Here is an 18,369-nt window from a genome sequence, read left to right as displayed (position 1 = left end):
GCGTTTGCTCAGCAGCGCGACGAGACGCGCCGACGACGAAACGGAGCAGGGTGCCATGGCCGAGCAGACGTTCCCGCAAGAGGTCATCGACGAGTACGCCGCGCTCGGCGTCGACCTGCCGTCCCTGTTCTCCGCCGGACACCTCGGCACCCGGATGGGGGTGGAGATCATCCAGGCGTCCGCGGACCAGGTCGTCGGGACGATGCCGGTGGAGGGCAACACCCAGCCGTACGGCCTGCTGCACGGCGGGGCCTCCGCGGTGCTGGCCGAGACGCTCGGCTCGGTCGGCGCGATGCTGCACGGCGGGAGCAGGAAGCTCGCCGTCGGCGTGGACCTGAACTGCACGCACCACCGCGGGGTGCGCTCGGGTCTGGTGACCGGGGTGGCGACGCCCGTGCACCGGGGGCGCTCGACGGCGACGTACGAGATCGTCGTCACCGACGAGGCGGGGCGGCGGGTCTGCACGGCCCGGCTGACCTGTCTTCTGCGTGACATCGGCGAGGGCGAGCAGGTGCCGTCCGTCCGGTAGCCGGTGACCGTCCGTCGCATATCGATGCAGGCCCGGACCCCGCCCGATGGTTTCCGGGGGTCGGGCCTGCGGCGTTTTTTGCCATCGGTATACGGGTGACGGAATACGGAAAAGTGATCAGGAACGTCTGGTTCCCTTTCATGGACGTAACCCTGCGTAATGAGTACGCAATACAATTCGAGTAATTACCAAAACGCTCCAGACTCCTGAACGCCACCCGTCCGGTCCTGCGCGTTCTCAGCATGTGGACGGGGCGAACCGGCCGGAATTCCACTGTTCCGCCCTTCCAGTACCGCTCTGCATTACCTCGTGTCATAACAAGAGCGTCACAGCATTGCTCAGAGTCTCCTCCAGCTATCCCACCCCCGCTTAGAGTCACGGCCAGTCACCGCGCGGCCGGAATACCCCTTCGGACCCGCGCTCGACTCGGCCACTTCCAGGGGGGAGGGCCGCGCCTGGGAAAGGACTGCATCGTGCGACAGCGCTCGCTCATCTCCATCACCGCCGCACTGGCGGCGGGAGCCCTCACACTGACCGCCTGCGGCTCGCGCGATGACAGCGGCAAGAAGGACGGCGACTCGAGCAGCGGCACCACCGTCACCATCGGTGTGGACGCCCCGCTCACCGGCGACCTGTCCGCCATGGGCCTCGGCATCAAGAACTCCGCCGACCTCGCGGCCAAGAACGCGAACAAGCAGGGGTACGTCAAGGGCATCACCTTCAAGATCGAGGCCCTCGACGACCAGGGCCAGTCCGCCCCGGGCCAGCAGAACGCCACGAAGTTCGTCGCCGACAAGAACGTCGTCGGCGTCGTCGGCCCGCTGAACTCCAGCGTCGCCGTCTCGATGCAGAAGGTCTTCGAGGCCGCGAACCTCGTCGAGGTCTCCCCGGCCAACACCGGCCCCGCGCTGACCCAGGGCCCGGACTGGGCGACCAAGAAGGTCCGCCAGTTCAAGTCGTACTTCCGCACCGCGACCACGGACGCCATCCAGGGCCCCTACGCCGCCCAGTACGTCTTCAACACGGCGAAGAAGAAGAAGGTCTTCGTCATCGACGACAAGAAGACCTACGGCGCCGGCCTCGCGGGCACCTTCACCACCGAGTTCAAGAAGCTCGGCGGCCAGGTCGTCGGCACCGAGCACATCAACCCCGACACCAAGGACTACGCGTCCGTCGCCACCAAGGTGAAGACCTCCGGCGCCGACGTCGTCTACTACGGCGGCGAGTACCCGCAGGCCGGCCCGCTCTCCAAGCAGATCAAGGCGGCCGGCGCGAACATCCCGCTGGTCGGCGGCGACGGCATCAAGGACGACAAGTTCATCTCGCTCGCCGGCGCCACCGGCAACGGCGACATCGCGACCTCCGTCGGCGCCCCCGTCGAGGAGCTGCCCTCCGCGAAGAAGTTCGTCGAGGACTACAAGACCGCCGGCTACACCGACGGCTACTCCGCCTACGGCGGCTACTCGTACGACAGCGCCTGGGCGATCATCGAGGCCGTCAAGAAGGTCGTCGACGACAACGGCGGCAAGCTCCCCGACGACGCCCGCGCCAAGATCGTGGCCGCGATGCAGAACGTCTCCTTCGACGGCGTGACCGGCAAGGTCTCCTTCGACGAGTTCGGCGACGCGACCAACAAGCAGCTCACCGTCTACTCCGTCACGGCCGGCGCCTGGAAGACCGTCACCTCCGGCACCTACAACGGCGGCTGATTCCAGCCACACCCCCTCATGAGCCGCGCGGGGCGCTGTTCCACCAGCGCCCCGCGCGCTCGCGCATCCGGCCACCGTCAACACGACCGTCTCGGAGGACATGCGGTGAACGAACTGCCGCAGCAGCTGGTCAACGGCTTGCTACTAGGAGCCATGTACGGGCTCGTCGCCATCGGCTACACGATGGTGTACGGCATCGTCCAGCTCATCAACTTCGCCCATGGCGAGATCTTCATGACCGGCGGCTTCGGCGCGCTCACGGTGTGGCTCTGGCTCCCCAGCGGCACCACCATGTGGCTCGCCCTGCCTCTGATGATCGCGGGAGCGATCGTCGTAGCCGTCACCATCGCCGTCGGCGCGGAACGGTTCGCCTACCGCCCCCTGCGCGGCGGCCCACGCCTCGCGCCCCTGATCACCGCGATCGGCCTCTCGCTCGCCCTCCAGCAGGCGGTCTGGGCCTGGTACCCCGACGCCAAGTCGGCCCGTACCTTCCCGGAGATCCCCGGCGGCCCCTTCGAGCTGGGCGACGTCACCATCCAGACCGGTGACATCTTCCTGCTCTGCGCGGCCCCCCTCTCCATGGCCTTCCTCGCCTACTTCGTGATGAAGACCCGCACCGGCCGCGGTATGCAGGCCACCGCCCAGGACCCGGACACCGCGAAGCTGATGGGCGTCAACACCGACCGCATCATCGTGCTCGCCTTCGCCCTCGGCGCGACCTTCGCCGCCGTCGGAGCCGTCGCCTACGGCCTGAAGTACGGCCAGATCGACTTCAAGATGGGCTTCCTGCTCGGCCTGAAGGCGTTCACCGCGGCCGTCCTCGGCGGTATCGGCAACATCTACGGCGCCATGATCGGCGGAGTCGTCCTCGGTATCGCCGAGACCCTCACCACCGCGTACGTCGCCGACATCCCCGGCATGGACAAGTTCGGCAGCCAGTCCTGGGCCGACGTGTGGGCGTTCGTACTCCTCATCCTCGTACTGCTGTTCAGGCCACAGGGTCTGCTCGGCGAGCGCGTCGCGGACAGGGCGTGAAACCGATGACGACACAGACCACGGCACCCGAGACCCCGAGCAGCGCCCCCGCTCCCGCCGGGCTCGTCCCGATCCCGGAGAAGACGGGCCGCGCCCTCGCCCTCGGCGGCAGCGCCCTCGGGATCGTCTCCACCTTCCTCGCCTGGACCTGGACCAGCGACTTCCCCGGTGACCTCACGGTCTACGGCTACCCCGGCGGCCTCCAGGTCCTCGTCCTGATCGGCGCCGCGCTCACCACGCTGTTCGCCCTCGCCTCGTACGGCGTCAAGGGCCTCGGCAGGCTGGCCCCCTCCGGGGCGGACGCGGCGGTCAAGCTCGGCGCCCTCGCGACCTTCACCACCGTCTGGTACACGGTCATCGCGATCAGCGTCGACCTCGGCGGCGCCGTCAACCTGGAGCCCGGCGCGTACATCGCCGCCGCGGCCTCCCTCGTCGCCCTCGTCGGCGCCCTGGCCCTGCCCTTCGAGCACCCCCTGCCCGACCCGATCGATCCGGACGACAGCGGCTGGGAGAAGTTCAAGCACCAGAGCCGCCACCGGTGGACGACGGTCAAGGCGGCCTTCCACGCGGAGGCCCCGAAGCCGGTCGGCACGCTGCCCTCGTACGCCGAGATCCTCATCATCATCGGCGTCCTGGCCCTCGGCCTGACCGTCTTCACCTACGGCATCGGCACCGAGTACGACGAACTCTTCATCGGCTTCATGCTCACGGCCGGGTTCGGCTTCGCCGCGCTCAACAAGGCCGGTCTCGTCGCCCAGGCGTCCCAGATCACCGCGCGCCACCAGAACATCACCATCACCGGCGCCTTCGTCACCGCCGCGCTCTTCCCCTTCACCCAGACCGACGACCAGTACGCCACGATCGGCGTGCAGATCCTCATCTTCGCCACGGTCGCCCTGGGCCTGAACATCGTCGTCGGCCTCGCCGGGCTCCTCGACCTCGGGTACGTCGCCTTCCTCGGTGTCGGCGCCTACGCCGCCGCGCTGGTCTCCGGCACCCCCACCTCGCCGATCGACGTCCACTTCCCGTTCTGGGCGGCCGTCCTCGTCGGTGCCGCGGCCTCCCTCGTCTTCGGCGTCCTCATCGGCGCCCCGACGCTGCGGCTGCGCGGCGACTACCTCGCCATCGTCACCCTCGGGTTCGGTGAGATCTTCCGGATCACCGTCAACAACCTCGACGGCACCTCCGGCCCCAAGATCACCAACGGTTCCAACGGTGTCGTCTCCATCCCCGACCTCAAGATCTTCGGGTTCGACCTCGGGGTCCCGCACGACATCGCCGGGTTCACCATCGGCCGGTTCGCCAACTACTTCCTGCTGATGCTGCTGATCACGGCGGTCGTCATCGTCGTCTTCCGGCGCAGCAGCGACTCCCGGATCGGCCGCGCCTGGATCGCCATCCGCGAGGACGAGACCGCCGCGCTCGCCATGGGCATCAACGGCTTCCGCGTCAAGCTCATCGCGTTCGCGGTCGGCGCGACGCTGGCCGGCCTCGCCGGGACCGTCCAGGCGCACGTCAGCTACGCCGTGACCCCGGACCAGTACGTGTTCGCCAGCTCCGCGCCGCCGAACTCCGCCTTCCTCCTGGCCGCCGTCGTCCTCGGTGGCATGGGCACCATCAGCGGGCCGCTCGTCGGTGCCGCCCTGCTCTTCCTGATCCCCAACAAGCTCCAGTTCCTGGGTGAGTTCCAGCTCTTCTCCTTCGGCGTCGCCCTCATCCTGATCATGCGGTTCCGGCCCGAGGGGCTCATCCCCAACCGCCGCCGCCAGCTGGAGTTCCACGAGGAGGCCGAAGCGCCCACCGTCCTCACCAAGGCAGGGGCCTGACGACCATGACCAACACAGTTCTCGACGCACGCGGCGTCACCATGCGGTTCGGCGGCCTCACCGCCGTACGGAACGTCGACCTCACCGTCAACAGCGGCGAGATCGTCGGGCTGATCGGGCCCAACGGGGCCGGGAAGACCACGTTCTTCAACTGCCTCACCGGGCTCTACGTCCCGACCGAGGGCGAGGTCCGGTACAAGGACACCGTGCTGCCGGCCAAGTCGTTCAAGGTGACGGCCGCCGGGATCGCGCGAACCTTTCAGAACATCCGGCTCTTCGCCAACATGACCGTCCTGGAGAACGTCCTCGTCGGACGCCACACCCGCACCAAGGAAGGGTTCTGGTCGGCCGTCCTGCGGCTGCCCTCCTTCCACAGGGCGGAGGCCGCGTCCCGCGAACGGGCCATGGAGCTCCTCCAGTTCGTCGGCCTCGACGCCAAGGCGGACCACCTCGCGCGGAACCTGCCCTACGGCGAGCAGCGCAAGCTGGAGATCGCCCGGGCGCTAGCCAGCGAGCCGGGGCTGCTGCTCCTCGACGAGCCGACGGCCGGGATGAACCCGCAGGAGACGCGGGCCACCGAGGAACTCGTCTTCGCGATCCGGGACCAGGGCATCGCCGTCCTCGTCATCGAGCACGACATGCGGTTCATCTTCAACCTCTGCGACCGGGTCGCCGTCCTCGTCCAGGGCGAGAAGCTCGTCGAGGGCGACAGCGCGACCGTCCAGGGGGACGAGCGGGTCGTCGCCGCGTACCTCGGTGAACCTTTCGAGGACGCGCCCGGTGCGGAAGAGCTGGCCGAGGTCGAGGCCGCGGAGGCCCACAGCACCACCGAAGGAGACGCGAAGTGACCGCGCTGCTCGAAGTCGAAGACCTCCGCGTCGCCTACGGCAAGATCGAGGCCGTCAAGGGCATCTCGTTCAAGGTCGAGGCGGGTGAGGTCGTCACCCTGATCGGCACCAACGGCGCCGGCAAGACGACCACCCTGCGCACGCTCTCCGGGCTCCTCAAGCCGGTCGGCGGGCAGATCCGGTTCAACGGGAAGTCGCTGAAGAAGGTCCCCGCGCACCAGATCGTCTCCCTCGGGCTCGCGCACTCCCCCGAGGGGCGGCACATCTTCCCGCGCATGACCATCGAGGACAACCTGCGCCTCGGGGCGTTCCTGCGCAGCGACAAGCCCGGCATCGAGCAGGACATCCAGCGCGCCTACGACCTCTTCCCGATCCTCGGGGAGCGCCGCAAGCAGGCCGCGGGCACCCTCTCGGGCGGTGAGCAGCAGATGCTGGCGATGGGGCGCGCCCTGATGTCCCAGCCGAAGCTGCTCATGCTGGACGAGCCCTCCATGGGGCTCTCCCCCATCATGATGCAGAAGATCATGGCGACCATCGCCGAACTGAAGTCCCAGGGCACGACGATCCTCCTGGTCGAGCAGAACGCCCAGGCGGCCCTCTCCCTCGCGGACCACGGCCACGTCATGGAGGTCGGCAACATCGTCCTGTCCGGCACGGGCCAGGACCTCCTGCACGACGAGTCGGTACGCAAGGCGTACCTCGGCGAGGACTGATCACGGGTACGACGATGGCGGGCATCCCCGGCGCCGGGGGTGCCCGCCATCGTCGTACCGTCGGCCTGTCAGCCCTGGCTCTTGCCGGACTTCTTCTCGTCCGCGTCCAGGATGACCGCCTCCGCGACCTGCTGCATGGACATGCGGCGGTCCATGGAGGTCTTCTGAATCCAGCGGAACGCGGCCGGCTCGGTGAGGCCGTACTCGGTCTGGAGGATCGACTTCGCGCGGTCGACGAGCTTGCGGGTCTCCAGGCGCTGGGTGAGGTCCGCGACCTCGTTCTCCAGCTCCTTCAGCTCCGTGAACCGCGAGACGGCCATCTCGATCGCCGGGACGACGTCGCTCTTGCTGAACGGCTTCACGAGGTAGGCCATCGCCCCCGCGTCGCGCGCCCGCTCGACGAGGTCACGCTGCGAGAACGCGGTCAGCATCAGCACCGGGGCGATCCGCTCCTCGGCGATCTTCTCGGCGGCGGAGATCCCGTCCAGCTTGGGCATCTTCACATCAAGAATCACCAGGTCCGGCTTGTGCTCCCGGGCCAGCTCGATCGCCTGCTCCCCGTCCCCGGCCTCCCCCACGACCGCGTACCCCTCCTCCTCCAGCATCTCCTTCAGATCGAGACGGATCAGCGCCTCGTCCTCCGCGATGACGACCCGGGTCGTCAGCGGAGGCACGTGCGACTTGTCGTCGTCGGGCGCGTCTACGGGCTGGGGCGACTCGGCGGTCACTGGGGGCTCCTTGTCCGGGGCAGGGGTACTGCTGACAAGAGCGTACCTAGCTGCGGTAAGGTGGGGACACGCTGGGTCAAGGGAAACCTTCGATTCTGTGAGCCCCGGTAGCCCAATTGGCAGCAGGCAACGGATTCAAAACCCGTACAGTGTCGGTTCGAGTCCGACCCGGGGCACTTTTCCTTCGATTCGAAGGTCACCCTCCCTTACGCAGGCCGGTCGTCCTCGCCGATGTGGTGGACGCGGACCATGTTCGTCGAGCCCGAGACTCCGGGCGGGGAGCCGGCCGTGATGACGACGGTGTCGCCCTTCGCGCAGAGGCCGTGTTTCAGCAGCAGGTCGTCCACCTGGTCCACCATCGCGTCGGTGGAGTCCACCCACGGTCCGAGCAGCGTCTCCACTCCCCAACTGAGGCTCAGCTGGGCCCTGACGGCGGGGACCGGGGTGAAGGCGAGGACCGGGATCGGGGAGCGGTAGCGGGAGAGGCGGCGGACCGTGTCGCCGGTCTGGGTGAAGGCGACGAGGTACTTCGCGCCGAGGAAGTCGCCGATCTCCGCAGCCGCGCGGGCGACCGCGCCGCCCTGGGTGCGGGGCTTGTTGTGGTCCGTCAGCGGCGGGAGGCCCTTCGCGAGGATGTCCTCCTCGGCGGCCTCGACGATCCTCGCCATCGTGCGGACCGTCTCGACGGGGTGCTTGCCGACGCTGGTCTCGCCGGAGAGCATGACCGCGTCGGTGCCGTCGATGACCGCGTTGGCCACGTCCGACGCCTCGGCGCGCGTGGGGCGCGCGTTCTCGATCATCGAGTCGAGCATCTGGGTCGCGACGATGACCGGCTTGGCGTTGCGCCGGGCGAGTTCGACGGCGCGCTTCTGGACCAGCGGGACCTGCTCCAGCGGCATCTCCACGCCCAGGTCCCCGCGCGCGACCATGATCCCGTCGAACGCGGCGACGATGTCCTCGATCGCGTCGACGGCCTGCGGCTTCTCGACCTTGGCGATGACGGGCAGCCGGCGCCGCTCCTCGTCCATGATGCGGTGGACGTCGTCGATGTCCTTGCCGCTGCGGACGAAGGAGAGCGCGATGATGTCGGCGCCGTTGCGCAGCGCCCACCGCAGGTCGGCCTCGTCCTTGTCGGAGAGCGCGGGGACGGAGACGGCGACGCCGGGGAGGTTGAGGCCCTTGTGGTCGGAGATCACGCCGCCCTCGACGACGGTGGTGCGGACGCGCGGCCCGTCCACCGAGGTGACTTCGAGGCAGACCTTGCCGTCGTCGACGAGGACGCGCTCACCGGGAGTGACGTCGGCGGCGAGGCCCTCGTACGTCGTGCCGCAGGAGTGGCGGTCGCCCTCGGCGCCCTTCTCGACGGTGATGGTGAAGGTGTCGCCGCGCTCCAGGAGGACGGGGCCTTCGGTGAACGTGCCGAGGCGGATCTTCGGGCCCTGGAGGTCGGCGAGGATGCCGACGCCTCGCCCCGACTCCTCCGCGGCCTTGCGGACCCGGTGCAGGCGGTCCTCGTGCTCCGCGTGGCTGCCGTGGCTGAGGTTGAGGCGGGCGATGTCCATTCCGGCCTCGACCAGGGCCTTGATCTGGTCGTACGAGTCGGTGGCGGGCCCCAGGGTACAGACGATCTTCGCTCGGCGCATGAGTCGAGCCTAGGCCCTACCGCCGGGTAGGAACGAGGCGGTATGTGGCTGCTCAACAACCTTTGGGTGAAGGGTTGTTGACAAGTGCCGAAGTGTGCGCAGGGGTGCTCCGATGAGCATTTTTCATGGGTTCAGGACGGGCGGCCGGAGGGTGAGGCGCGCGGTGACGGCGGCCTCGACCGTGAGCCGGGGCGGTTCGAGGTCGAGGGGCGCGGGAGCGCTCTCGGCAGCGGCGGCGGACACCTGCATCACCGAGCGTGAGAAGTTCGCGCGGGAGCGCGGCGCGCGGCCGGGTTCGTCGTCGGTGAGTTCGACGAGCGCGGCGAGCGTGGTGCCGAGCGCCTCCGCGTACTCGCGGGCGCGCTGGACGGCGTCGCGGGCGGCGGCCCGGCGGGCCTCGGCGGGTACGGCCGAGTCGGCGCGCAGTTCCCATTCGGGGCCCTCGACGAGGGTGAGGTCGAGGTCGGCGAGGCGGGTGACGAGTTCGCCGAGGGCGGTGAAGTCGGTGAGGCGGGCGGCGATCCGCACCCGTCCGTGGTAGGCGCGGACGCGTTCGCCGCGGCCGTGCGGGGCCGGTTCGGGCACCACGGAGAACGAGCCGCTGGACGCCCGTTCGACGGCGTCCCCGTACGAGCGGATCAGGTCGAGGGCGGCGGAGTTGCGGCGGGTGAGGTCCTCCAGGACCTGACGCCGGTCCCGGCCGCGCGCGCTGACGGTCACCCAGACCCGGGCGACCTCGGGGTCGGTCTCGATCCGCGCCTCGCCCCGGACCGTCAACAGCGGCGCCTCGGCCGTGCCGTTCGTCATACGGCACACTCTCGCACGCGGGCTCCGACTCCGTCAGGTCACCTGATCGCAACCTTCCGGACCTGTTGCGGACGGTCATGGCCGGGTCAGAATCTACGCGCGTCGTTGACGATTCCCCGAGGAGTACGAGATATGCCGTTGAACCGCCGGAAGTTCCTGAAGAAGTCCGCCGTGACCGGGGCGGGGGTGGCGATCGCGGGTACGGCGGCGGCTCCGGCGCAGGCGGCCTCGCAGCCCCGCAAGAAGCAGCCGAAGCGCTACTCGCTGACCGTGATGGGCACGACCGACCTGCACGGCCACGTCTTCAACTGGGACTACTTCAAGGACGCGGAGTACAAGGACGCGGCCGGCAACGCCCAGGGCCTGGCCCGCATCTCGACGCTGGTCAACCAGCTCCGCGCGGAGAAGGGCCGCCACAACACGCTCCTGATCGACGCGGGCGACACGATCCAGGGCACCCCGCTGACGTACTACTACGCGAAGGTCGACCCGATCACCGCCAAGGGCGGCCCGGTCCACCCGATGGCGCAGGCCATGAACGCGATCGGGTACGACGCCGCCGCGCTCGGCAACCACGAGTTCAACTACGGCATCGAGACCCTGCGCAAGTTCGAGTCCCAGCTGCGCTTCCCGCTGCTCGGCGCGAACGCGGTGGACGCGAAGACCCTGAAGCCCGCGTTCCCGCCCTACGTCATCAAGACGCTGTGCCCGAAGGGCGCCCCGCCGGTCAGGGTCGCGATCCTCGGCCTCACCAACCCGGGCATCGCGATCTGGGACAAGGCGTACGTCCAGGGCAAGCTGGCCTTCCCGGGCCTGGAGGAGCAGGCCGCGAAGTACGTCCCGAAGCTCAGGTCCCTGGGCGCGGACGTCGTCATCGTCTCCGCGCACTCCGGCTCCTCCGGCACCTCCTCGTACGGCGACCAGCTCCCGTACGTCGAGAACGCGGCGGCGAACGTGGCGCGGCAGGTCCCCGGCATCGACGCGATCCTGGTCGGCCACGCGCACGTGGAGATCCCGGAGCTGAAGGTCGTCAACGAGAAGACCGGCAAGACGGTGATCCTCTCGGAGCCGCTGGCGTACGCGGAGCGCCTGTCGGTGTTCGACGTCGAGCTGGTCTTCGAGAAGGGCCGCTGGAGCGTCGAGTCGGTCGCGTCGAAGGTGCTGAACTCCAACACCGTCGCGGACGACCCGAAGATCACGCGCCTGCTGAGCGACGAGCACGCGAAGGTCGTGAAGTACGTCAACCAGGTCGTCGGCACGGCGACGGCGACGCTGACGACGGTCGAGGCCCGCTACAAGGACGCCCCGATCATCGACCTGATCACGAAGGTCCAGGAGGACGTCGTCAAGGCGGCCCTCGCGGGCACGTCGTACGCCTCGCTGCCGGTGATCGCGCAGGCGTCGCCGTTCTCCCGCACCTCGGAGATCCCGGCCGGCGACGTGACGATCCGGGACCTGTCGAGCCTGTACGTGTACGACAACACGCTGGTCGCGAAGCTCCTGACGGGCGCGCAGGTCCGCGCGTACCTGGAGTACTCGGCGCAGTACTTCGTCCAGACCGCCCCGGACGCGGCCGTCGACGTCGAGAAGCTGACGAACGCGGGCGGCCGTCCGGACTACAACTACGACTACGTGTCGGGGCTTTCGTACGACATCGACATCGCGCAGGCGGCGGGTTCGCGGATCAGGAACCTGACCTACAACGGCGCCGCGCTGGACGACGCGCAGCAGTTCGTGTTCGCGGTGAACAACTACCGCGCCAACGGCGGCGGGGCGTTCCCGCACGTCGCCTCGGCGCAGGAGCTGTGGGCGGAGTCGACGGAGATCCGGACGCGGATCGCGGAGTGGGTGACGGCGAAGGGCGTGCTGGACCCGAAGGACTTCGCGTCGGTGGACTGGAAGCTGACGCGGAACGGAACGCCGGTGTTCTAGGCGGGAGTTGAAGGGGGGCCGCCTATGCTGCGGTCCCCCTTTTTTTCACTTCCCTCCCTTTTCCTCCCCGTCAGACCGTCGTGTCCGTGTAGTAGAAGCTGGCCTTCTTGTTCGTCTCGGTCAGCGACTTCTCCGAGGCAAGTCCGAAGTGCAGCCGAGCGGGTGACGAGGCGTCAGGGAGCTGGATCGCCATCCCCTCGGGTTCGCGGTAGAACAAGTCCGCCCCGGCGCCGGTGAGTTGCCGGTCCAGGACGGCTCCGGTGTTCCAGTCGACGGCGGTGAGGTGGACGTCACCGAAGGAGATCCCGTCGAGGGTGTAGAGGTGGCGGCCGAGGGTCGCGTACCCCTGGAAGGTCTGTCCGTCGAGGACGGCCGGCTGGGTGAGGGTCGCGAGGGGGTCGAAGACGCCCGCCTTGAAGGTGGCGAGGTCGTAGAGCGTGTACGTCCACACGCCCCCGGCCCGACTCCGGTGTGCGACACGGCTGTTGACGGGGTCGAGGGCGACGGTGTTGTGGTCGGAGCCGGGGACGGGGTCGAAGCGCAGGAGCCCGGCCGAACCGGTCGTGAGGACGGCGCCGTCGGTGAAGCGGAAGCGGGCGACGCGGGTGCCGTAGCCGTTGTCCTGGCTGTCGGGGACCGCGTCGGTCTCGGTCCACAGGTAGGTGCCGGTGCCGAAGGGTTCGGCGCCGATGGAGACGCCGTGGCCGAAGCCCTTGAGGTACATCCGGCCGGTGACGGCCCCCTGCCAGTCGAGGCGGGTGATACAGAGGTCGCCGTTCTTGGCGCGTTCGGTGCCGGAGACGGGGGCGCTCTCTCCGGTGAGGGTGCGGCCTCCTTGGGTCAACTGGGCCGTGTAGAGGCGCTTGTTGGTGTTGTCGAAGGCGAAGGACTGGAGGACGCGGGTCTCGCTGAGGGCGATCTCGCGCAGCCAGGGTCCGGTGGTGGCGGTGAGGTCGAGGCGGGACGAGGCGGGGACGGCGGCGCTCGCCCGGCCGACCGGGGTGAGGGCCAGGGCGGTGGCCAGGCAGAGGATGTGGCGTCTGTTCAGGTTCAAGTCCGGTGCTCCCCCGTGGAGTTGTGGATACCGCAGCATCACATCACGGGGGAGCCGGGTGTTCAGCGTCCTTCGACAAGCGGGGTCAGCGTGCGGGGCTGCCGGGCGGCCGGTACCCGGGGCTGGGCGTCGAGTCCGAAGGTGGTGAAGGCGGTTCGGGCCGGCAGCGGGTAAGTCTCCTTCTCCGTCACGGAGTTGAGGATGGTCGCGCTGCGCCAGGCGGTGAGGCCGAGGTCAGGGGCGCCGACACCGTGGGTGTGGCGTTCGGCGTTCTGGACGTAGACGGCGCCGGTGACGGCCGGGTCGAGGACGAGGCGGAACCGCTCGTCGATCAGGGGGCGTCCGGCGGTGTCGCGGCGGAGGTGGGGGTCGAGTCCGGCGAGGAGGCGGTCGAGGGGGCGTTCCCGGTAGCCGGTGGCGAGGACGACGGCGTCGGTGGTGAGGCGGGAGCGGGTGCCCTGCCGGACGTGGTCGAGGTGGAGTTCGACCTTGGTGGTGGCGATCCGGCCGGCGGTGCGGACGCGGACGCCGGGGGTCATGACGGTGTCGGGCCAACCGCCGTGCAGGGTGCGGTCGTACAGCTCGTCGTGGATCGCGGCGAGGGTGCGGGCGTCGATCGCCTTGTGCAAGTGGCCCTGGCCGGCGAGGAGTTCGTCGCGGACGGGTTCGGGGAGGGCGTGGAAGTAGCGGGTGTGGTCGGGGGTGAAGTGTTCGAGGCCGAGCTTGGAGTACTCCATGGGCGCGAACGCCTCGCTGCGGCCGATCCAGTGCAGGCGTTCGCGGCCTTTCGGGCGGTGGCGCAGGAGGTCGAGGAAGATCTCGGCGCCGGACTGTCCGGTGCCGACGACGGTGACGTGGCCTGCGGCGAGGAGGGCGGCTCGGTGGTCGAGGTAGTCGGCGGCGTGCAGGACGGGGACGCCGGGGGCGTCGACGAGGGGGCGCAGCACGTCGGGGACGTGGGGTTCGCTGCCGACGCCGAGGGCGATGTTGCGGGTGTGGGTGCGGCCGAGGGCCTCGGCCTCGCCCTCGGCGTCGAGGTGGGTGAAGTCGACCTCGAACAGGGCGCGTTCGGCGTTCCAGCGGACGGCGTCGACCTGGTGGCGGAAGTGCAGTCCGGGGAGGTGTCCCGCGACCCAGCGGCAGTAGGCGTCGTACTCGGCGCGCTGCATGTGGGAGCGCTCGGCGAAGTAGAAGGGGTAGAGCCGGTCGAGGCTCTTCAGGTAGTTGAGGAAGGTCCAGGGGCTGGCGGGGTCGGCGAGGGTCACCAGGTCGGCGAGGAAGGGGACTTGGACGCGGGTGCCGTCGATGAGGAGGCCGGGGTGCCAGTCGAAGCCGGGGCGCTGCTCGTAGAAGACGGTGTCGAGTCCGGTGAGGGGCTGGGCGAGGGCGGCCAGGGAGAGGTTGACGGGGCCGATGCCGATGCCGACGAGGTCGCGCGGGGGGTCGGCGGGTGTGGGGGCGTCGGTCATGTGGGGGTGGTTCCTTCCACGAGGTCGAGGAGGCGGTCGAGGTCGGCCAGCCGGGTGTGGGGGTTGAGGAGGGTGGCCTTGAGCCAGAGCCGTCCGTCGCCGGTGCGGGCGCGGCCGAGGACGGCGCGGCCCTGTTCGAGGAGGGTGCGGCGGACGGCGGCGGCGTCGGCGTGCCTCGGCCTGAACAGGACCGTGCTGATGACCGGGCGGTCGTACAGCTCGAAGGCGGGGTGCGCGTCGACGCGGTCGGCGAACTCCTGTGCCAGGGCGCAGACCTGGTCGGTGAGTGCGCCGAGTCCGGTGCGGCCGAGGGTCTTCAGGGTGACGGCGAGTTTCAGGACGTCCGGCCTGCGCGTCGTGCGCAGCGAGCGCCCGAGCAGATCGGGCAGGCCCGCCTCGGTGTCGTCGTCGGCGTTGAGGTAGTCGGCACGCTGGTGCAGGGCGGTGAGGTCGGTGGCGTCCCGTACGGCGAGGAGGCCCGCGGCGACCGGCTGCCAGCCCAGTTTGTGCAGGTCGAGGGTGACGGTCGCAGCGGACCGTATCCCGGCGAGCCGCCCCCGGTGCCGGGAGCTGAACAGCAGCCCCCCGCCGTACGCCGCGTCCACGTGCAGCCGGGCGCCGTGCGCGGCGCAGCGGGCGGCGATCTCCGGGAGCGGGTCGATGAGCCCGGCGTCGGTCGTGCCGGCGGTGGCGGCGACGAGGAGGGGGCCGGTGAGGCCGCTCAGCGCCGCGTCGAGCGCGCCGGGGTCGAGGACGCCCTGCGGGGTGGGGACGACGACGGGTTCGGGCAGCCCGAGCAGCCAGGCGGCGCGGGCCAGGGAGTGATGCGCGTTGGCCCCGCACACGAGCCGCACACCCCCGCCGAGCGCCTCCCGGGCGAGGAGGAGGGCGAGTTGGTTGGACTCGGTGCCGCCGGTGGTGACGAGGGCGTCGGGGGTGAGCGGCAGAGCGGTGCCGGTGCCCCCGGGGTCGCGCGTGTCGGCGACGACGCCGGACCTCGCCGCCGGAGCCGCCCCGCCGGCGCCGTACACCTCCCGCGCCAGCGCCCCCGTCACCAGTGCCTCCAGTTCGGAGGCGGCGGGTGCCTGGTCCCAGGAGTCCAGGGAGGGGTTGAGCGCGGAGGCCGCCAGGTCGGCCGCAGTCGCGACGGCCAGCGGGGGGCAGTGGAGGTGGGCCGCGCAGAGCGGGTCGGCGGGGTCGGCGGAGCCCTCCGCGAGGGCGTGGACGAGCGCGGCGAGCGCCCCCGGTTCCCCCTGGTCCGGCAGCACCTCCCCGACGGCCTCCCGCACGCGCGCGGCGACCTCGGCGGGACCGCCCGCGGGAAGGGGCCCGCCCCGGTCCCGGCCCCCCGCCTCCAGCGCGCCGAGAACCGTGTCGAGCAACGGCCTCAGCGCACCGGCGCTGTACGGACCCGAGGCGAGGGGCGGCAGGCTCATGCGGGGGTCCTTCGGGAAGCGGCGGAGGCGCGGGCCTCCAGCATGTCCCCACCAAAGCCGTCACACCCTGAAACCCGAACGATCAGACCCGAAAGTGGTACGCGCGTACGGAGAAAATCTGCTTCTCCGACCCGCTCACCGCCAGCCCCTCCCCCGCCCTCGTCAGACCCCCCGCGCCTTCAGCACCCTCCCCAGCTCGTCCAGTTGGTCCGCGAGGCGCCTGCGCAGGGCCGGCGTCGGGTCCGCGTCCGTCAGGCACGCCTCCCCGAGGCGCAGGTTCTCGGTGTCGACGGCGTACGCGGGGAACGCCCACTTGCCGACGGCGATGGCGACGGCGGGCCCGCGGCGTTCGGCGACGGGTACGGCGTCGGCGTAGAAGCGGGCGACGTACGGCCGGAGCAGTTCGGCCTGTTCGGGCTGCCAGAAGCCCTGTGCGGTGGCCGTGAGGAGGTACGCGGAGAGGTCGTCGGAGCCGAACATCGCGGCCCAGGCCCGTTCCTTGGCGTCCGCGTCGGGCAGCGCGGCCCGGCAGCGGGCGGCGCCTTCCTGACCGGTCGCGGAGGGGTCGCGCTCCAACTCCGAAGCCACGGCGGCCTCGTCGGTCTCACCGAGCACCGCGAGCCGCGCGAGGATGCGCCACCGCAGGTCGGGGTCCAGCTCGGGCCCGCCCGGCACGGTCTCGTCCGCGAGCCACGCGGCGATGGTGTCGGGGTGCTGCGCGACGTCGATGAAGTGCCGTACGGCGACGAGCCGCAGCCCCGGGCTGTCCCCGTCCTCGGTGCGCCGCAGGATGTCCTTGCACAGCAGACACAGCGAGGTCAGCGCCCCCGGCCGCTCCTCGGGCGCGAGATAGCGGCCCGCCAGTTCCGTGGTCGCGAAGGTGAGGACGGCCTCGGCGAGCGCGAGGTCGGTCTCGCGGGGGAGGTGCGTGCGGGCGGTCTCCAGGTAGGCGGCGGCGGGGAGTTCACCGTCGCGGACGGCGTCGCGCAGGGCGTTCCAGACGACGGCCCGGGTGATCGGGTCGGGGAGCGCGGCGAGCGAGCTGCGGACGGCGGCGAAGGAGTCGGCGTCGAAGCGGACCTTCGCGTAGGTGAGGTCCCCGTCGTTGAGGAGGAGCAGCGCGGGCCGCTTGCCGAGGTCGAGCGACTCGCCCTGGGGGACGTCGAGTTCGAGCCGGGGGCGGGGTACGAGCCCCTCGGCGTCGCCGTCGTAGAGGCCGACGGCGATGCGGTGGGGCCGGGTGCCGGCGCGTTCGACGGTGAGGGTGTGGGCGCCGCCGGCCCCGGCGACGACCGGGGTGAGCGTGTCGACGCCGGTGGTGCGCAGCCAGGCGTCGGCCCAGGCGTGGACGTCGCGTTCGGTGGCGGAGGCGAGGGAGTCGATGAAGTCGGCGAGGGTCGCGTTGGCGAACTTGTGCCGGGCGAAATGGGTGTTGATGCCGGTGAGGAAGTCCTCGTCGCCGAGCCAGGTCACCAGCTGCCGTAGCGCGGAGGCGCCCTTGGCGTAGGAGATGCCGTCGAAGTTGAGGAGGGCGGAGGCGGTGTCGGGTACGGCGTCGGGGGCGACGGGGTGGGTGGTGGGGCGCTGGTCGGCGTCGTACCCCCAGGCTTTGCGGGAGACGCCGAACTCGGTCCAGGGGCCGTCGAAGCGGGTGGCCTCGGCGGTCGTGCGGTAGCCCATGTACTCGGCGAAGGACTCGTTCAGCCAGATGTCGTCCCACCAGCGGAGGGTGACGAGGTTGCCGAACCACATGTGGGCCATCTCGTGGGCGATGACCATGGCGCGGGTCTGGCGTTCGGTGTCGGTGACGGCGGAGCGGAACACGAACTCGTCGCGGAAGGTGACGAGTCCGGGGTTCTCCATGGCGCCCGCGTTGAACTCGGGGACGAACGCCTGGTCGTAGGAGTCGAAGGGGTAGGGCTCGGTGAACTGCTCGTGGTAGCGGTCGTAGCAGCGGCGGGTGATGTCGAACAGTTCGTCGGTGTCCGCCTCCAGGTGGGCGGCGAGGGAGCGGCGGCAGTGCAGGCCGAAGGGGAGGCCGCGGTGTTCGGTGCGGACGGTGTGCCAGGGGCCGGCGGCGACGGCGGCGAGGTAGGTGGAGATGGGCGGGGTGGTGGCGGCGCGCCAGCGGGCCTGGCCGAGGTGTTCGGTGACGCCGTTCGCGAGGACGCTCCAGCCCTCGGGGGCGGTGACGGTGATCGCGAAGGTCGCCTTGAGGTCGGGCTGGTCGAAGGCGGCGAAGACGCGCTGGACGTCGTCGAGGAAGAGCTGGGTGTAGACGTAGGTCTCGCCGTCGGCGGGGTCGGTGAAGCGGTGCATGCCCTCGCCGGTGCGGGAGTAGCGCATGGCCGCCTCGACCCGCAGTTCGTGCTCCCCGGCCTTCAGTTTCTTCAGCGGGAACCGGCTGCCGGCCAGTTTCCCGGTGTCGAGCGGCTTCCCGTCGAGGGTGACGGACCGGAGCTCTGCCGGCTTCAGCTCGACGAAGGTGTCCGCGCCCGTGCGCGCGGTGAAACGGATGACGGTGAGGGAGTCGAAGGTCTCGTCTCCGGTCGTGAGATCGAGATCGACTGCATAACTGTGAACTTCGAGCAGTTCAGCACGGCTCAGCGCTTCGTCGCGCGTCAGTACGGACATGGGGCC

Annotated in this window: 14 protein-coding genes and 1 tRNA gene; 8 read left to right on the top strand and 7 right to left on the bottom strand. The window is 70.2% G+C overall.

Translation table 11 applies throughout. The annotated features are described in order from the left end of the window. Positions 1–55: 55 nt before the first annotated feature. The 6 genes from ABZX85_RS30145 (at position 56) to ABZX85_RS30120 (ending at position 6,660) form a co-directional block, all read left to right on the top strand. Positions 56–529: a hotdog fold thioesterase gene (locus tag ABZX85_RS30145; protein WP_355875215.1), complete on the top strand. Its 474-nt coding sequence runs from the start codon at positions 56–58 to the stop codon at positions 527–529. A 473-nt stretch (positions 530–1,002) separates the two neighbouring features. Further along, positions 1,003–2,238 carry a branched-chain amino acid ABC transporter substrate-binding protein gene (locus ABZX85_RS30140; protein ID WP_355875212.1) on the top strand — a complete coding sequence of 412 codons (1,236 nt, stop codon included), beginning with the start codon at positions 1,003–1,005 and terminating at the stop codon, positions 2,236–2,238. Between the two features lie 105 nt (positions 2,239–2,343). Continuing rightward, positions 2,344–3,273, top strand: a complete 930-nt coding sequence (locus ABZX85_RS30135) for a branched-chain amino acid ABC transporter permease (RefSeq protein ID WP_355875209.1) — start codon at positions 2,344–2,346, stop codon at positions 3,271–3,273. A 5-nt stretch (positions 3,274–3,278) separates the two neighbouring features. Further along, on the top strand, positions 3,279–5,099 hold the full coding sequence (locus ABZX85_RS30130) for a branched-chain amino acid ABC transporter permease (RefSeq protein WP_355875206.1): 1,821 nt from the start codon (positions 3,279–3,281) through the stop codon (positions 5,097–5,099). Between the two features lie 5 nt (positions 5,100–5,104). After that, positions 5,105–5,947: an ABC transporter ATP-binding protein gene (locus ABZX85_RS30125; RefSeq protein ID WP_355875203.1), complete on the top strand. Its 843-nt coding sequence runs from the start codon at positions 5,105–5,107 to the stop codon at positions 5,945–5,947. Further along, a complete protein-coding gene (locus ABZX85_RS30120) occupies positions 5,944–6,660 on the top strand; it encodes an ABC transporter ATP-binding protein (RefSeq protein WP_355875200.1) in 717 nt (238 codons plus the stop codon). The genes ABZX85_RS30125 and ABZX85_RS30120 overlap by 4 nt, the downstream gene beginning before the upstream one ends. Before the next feature lie 68 nt (positions 6,661–6,728). On the opposite strand, the gene ABZX85_RS30115 is transcribed toward ABZX85_RS30120, so the two are convergent. Further along, entirely contained in the window at positions 6,729–7,388 is a 660-nt protein-coding gene (locus ABZX85_RS30115; protein ID WP_355875197.1) for a response regulator, read from the bottom strand. A gap of 101 nt (positions 7,389–7,489) precedes the next feature. On the opposite strand from ABZX85_RS30115, the gene ABZX85_RS30110 reads away from it, so the two are divergent. Further along, positions 7,490–7,564, top strand: a tRNA-Leu gene (locus ABZX85_RS30110). 30 nt (positions 7,565–7,594) lie between these two features. Here ABZX85_RS30110 and pyk read toward each other — a convergent pair. Together pyk and ABZX85_RS30100 are read right to left on the bottom strand one after the other, a co-directional pair. Further along, on the bottom strand, positions 7,595–9,031 hold the full coding sequence (gene pyk, locus ABZX85_RS30105) for a pyruvate kinase (protein WP_355875194.1): 1,437 nt from the start codon (positions 9,029–9,031) through the stop codon (positions 7,595–7,597). Between the two features lie 123 nt (positions 9,032–9,154). After that, positions 9,155–9,838: an SIMPL domain-containing protein gene (locus tag ABZX85_RS30100; protein ID WP_355875191.1), complete on the bottom strand. Its 684-nt coding sequence runs from the start codon at positions 9,836–9,838 to the stop codon at positions 9,155–9,157. 132 nt (positions 9,839–9,970) lie between these two features. Between ABZX85_RS30100 and ABZX85_RS30095 the strand changes: the two genes are divergently transcribed. Next, entirely contained in the window at positions 9,971–11,770 is a 1,800-nt protein-coding gene (locus ABZX85_RS30095) for a 5'-nucleotidase C-terminal domain-containing protein (protein WP_355875188.1), read from the top strand. A 70-nt stretch (positions 11,771–11,840) separates the two neighbouring features. On the opposite strand, the gene ABZX85_RS30090 is transcribed toward ABZX85_RS30095, so the two are convergent. From ABZX85_RS30090 to pepN, 4 genes are all read right to left on the bottom strand, one after another. After that, complete coding sequence (locus ABZX85_RS30090) at positions 11,841–12,824, bottom strand: Tat pathway signal sequence domain protein (protein ID WP_355875185.1); 984 nt, start codon at positions 12,822–12,824, stop codon at positions 11,841–11,843. Between the two features lie 62 nt (positions 12,825–12,886). Further along, complete coding sequence (locus ABZX85_RS30085) at positions 12,887–14,293, bottom strand: SidA/IucD/PvdA family monooxygenase (protein ID WP_355875183.1); 1,407 nt, start codon at positions 14,291–14,293, stop codon at positions 12,887–12,889. After that, complete coding sequence (locus ABZX85_RS30080) at positions 14,290–15,729, bottom strand: aminotransferase class V-fold PLP-dependent enzyme (protein WP_355875180.1); 1,440 nt, start codon at positions 15,727–15,729, stop codon at positions 14,290–14,292. The genes ABZX85_RS30085 and ABZX85_RS30080 overlap by 4 nt, the downstream gene beginning before the upstream one ends. A 162-nt stretch (positions 15,730–15,891) precedes the next feature. Continuing rightward, positions 15,892–18,363 carry an aminopeptidase N gene (gene pepN, locus ABZX85_RS30075; RefSeq protein WP_355875178.1) on the bottom strand — a complete coding sequence of 824 codons (2,472 nt, stop codon included), beginning with the start codon at positions 18,361–18,363 and terminating at the stop codon, positions 15,892–15,894. Positions 18,364–18,369 lie beyond the last annotated feature (6 nt).

The organism is Streptomyces sp. NPDC004539 (assembly GCF_040610055.1).
Classification (GTDB): domain Bacteria; phylum Actinomycetota; class Actinomycetes; order Streptomycetales; family Streptomycetaceae; genus Streptomyces.
Note: the sequence above shows the minus strand (reverse complement) of the source record. Positions and strands in the feature narration are given on the sequence as shown.

Bases quoted from the DNA above. Each gene is read 5' to 3' on its own strand.
- pyk (WP_355875194.1), bottom strand. From the start codon at position 9,031: ATGCGCCGAGCGAAGATCGTCTGTACCCTGGGGCCCGCCACCGACTCG.
- ABZX85_RS30100 (WP_355875191.1), bottom strand. From the start codon at position 9,838: ATGACGAACGGCACGGCCGAGGCGCCGCTGTTGACGGTCCGGGGCGAG.
- ABZX85_RS30125 (WP_355875203.1), top strand. From the start codon at position 5,105: ATGACCAACACAGTTCTCGACGCACGCGGCGTCACCATGCGGTTCGGC.
- ABZX85_RS30145 (WP_355875215.1), top strand. From the start codon at position 56: ATGGCCGAGCAGACGTTCCCGCAAGAGGTCATCGACGAGTACGCCGCG.
- pepN (WP_355875178.1), bottom strand. From the start codon at position 18,363: ATGTCCGTACTGACGCGCGACGAAGCGCTGAGCCGTGCTGAACTGCTC.
- ABZX85_RS30085 (WP_355875183.1), bottom strand. From the start codon at position 14,293: ATGACCGACGCCCCCACACCCGCCGACCCCCCGCGCGACCTCGTCGGC.
- ABZX85_RS30095 (WP_355875188.1), top strand. From the start codon at position 9,971: ATGCCGTTGAACCGCCGGAAGTTCCTGAAGAAGTCCGCCGTGACCGGG.
- ABZX85_RS30080 (WP_355875180.1), bottom strand. From the start codon at position 15,729: ATGAGCCTGCCGCCCCTCGCCTCGGGTCCGTACAGCGCCGGTGCGCTG.
- ABZX85_RS30130 (WP_355875206.1), top strand. From the start codon at position 3,279: ATGACGACACAGACCACGGCACCCGAGACCCCGAGCAGCGCCCCCGCT.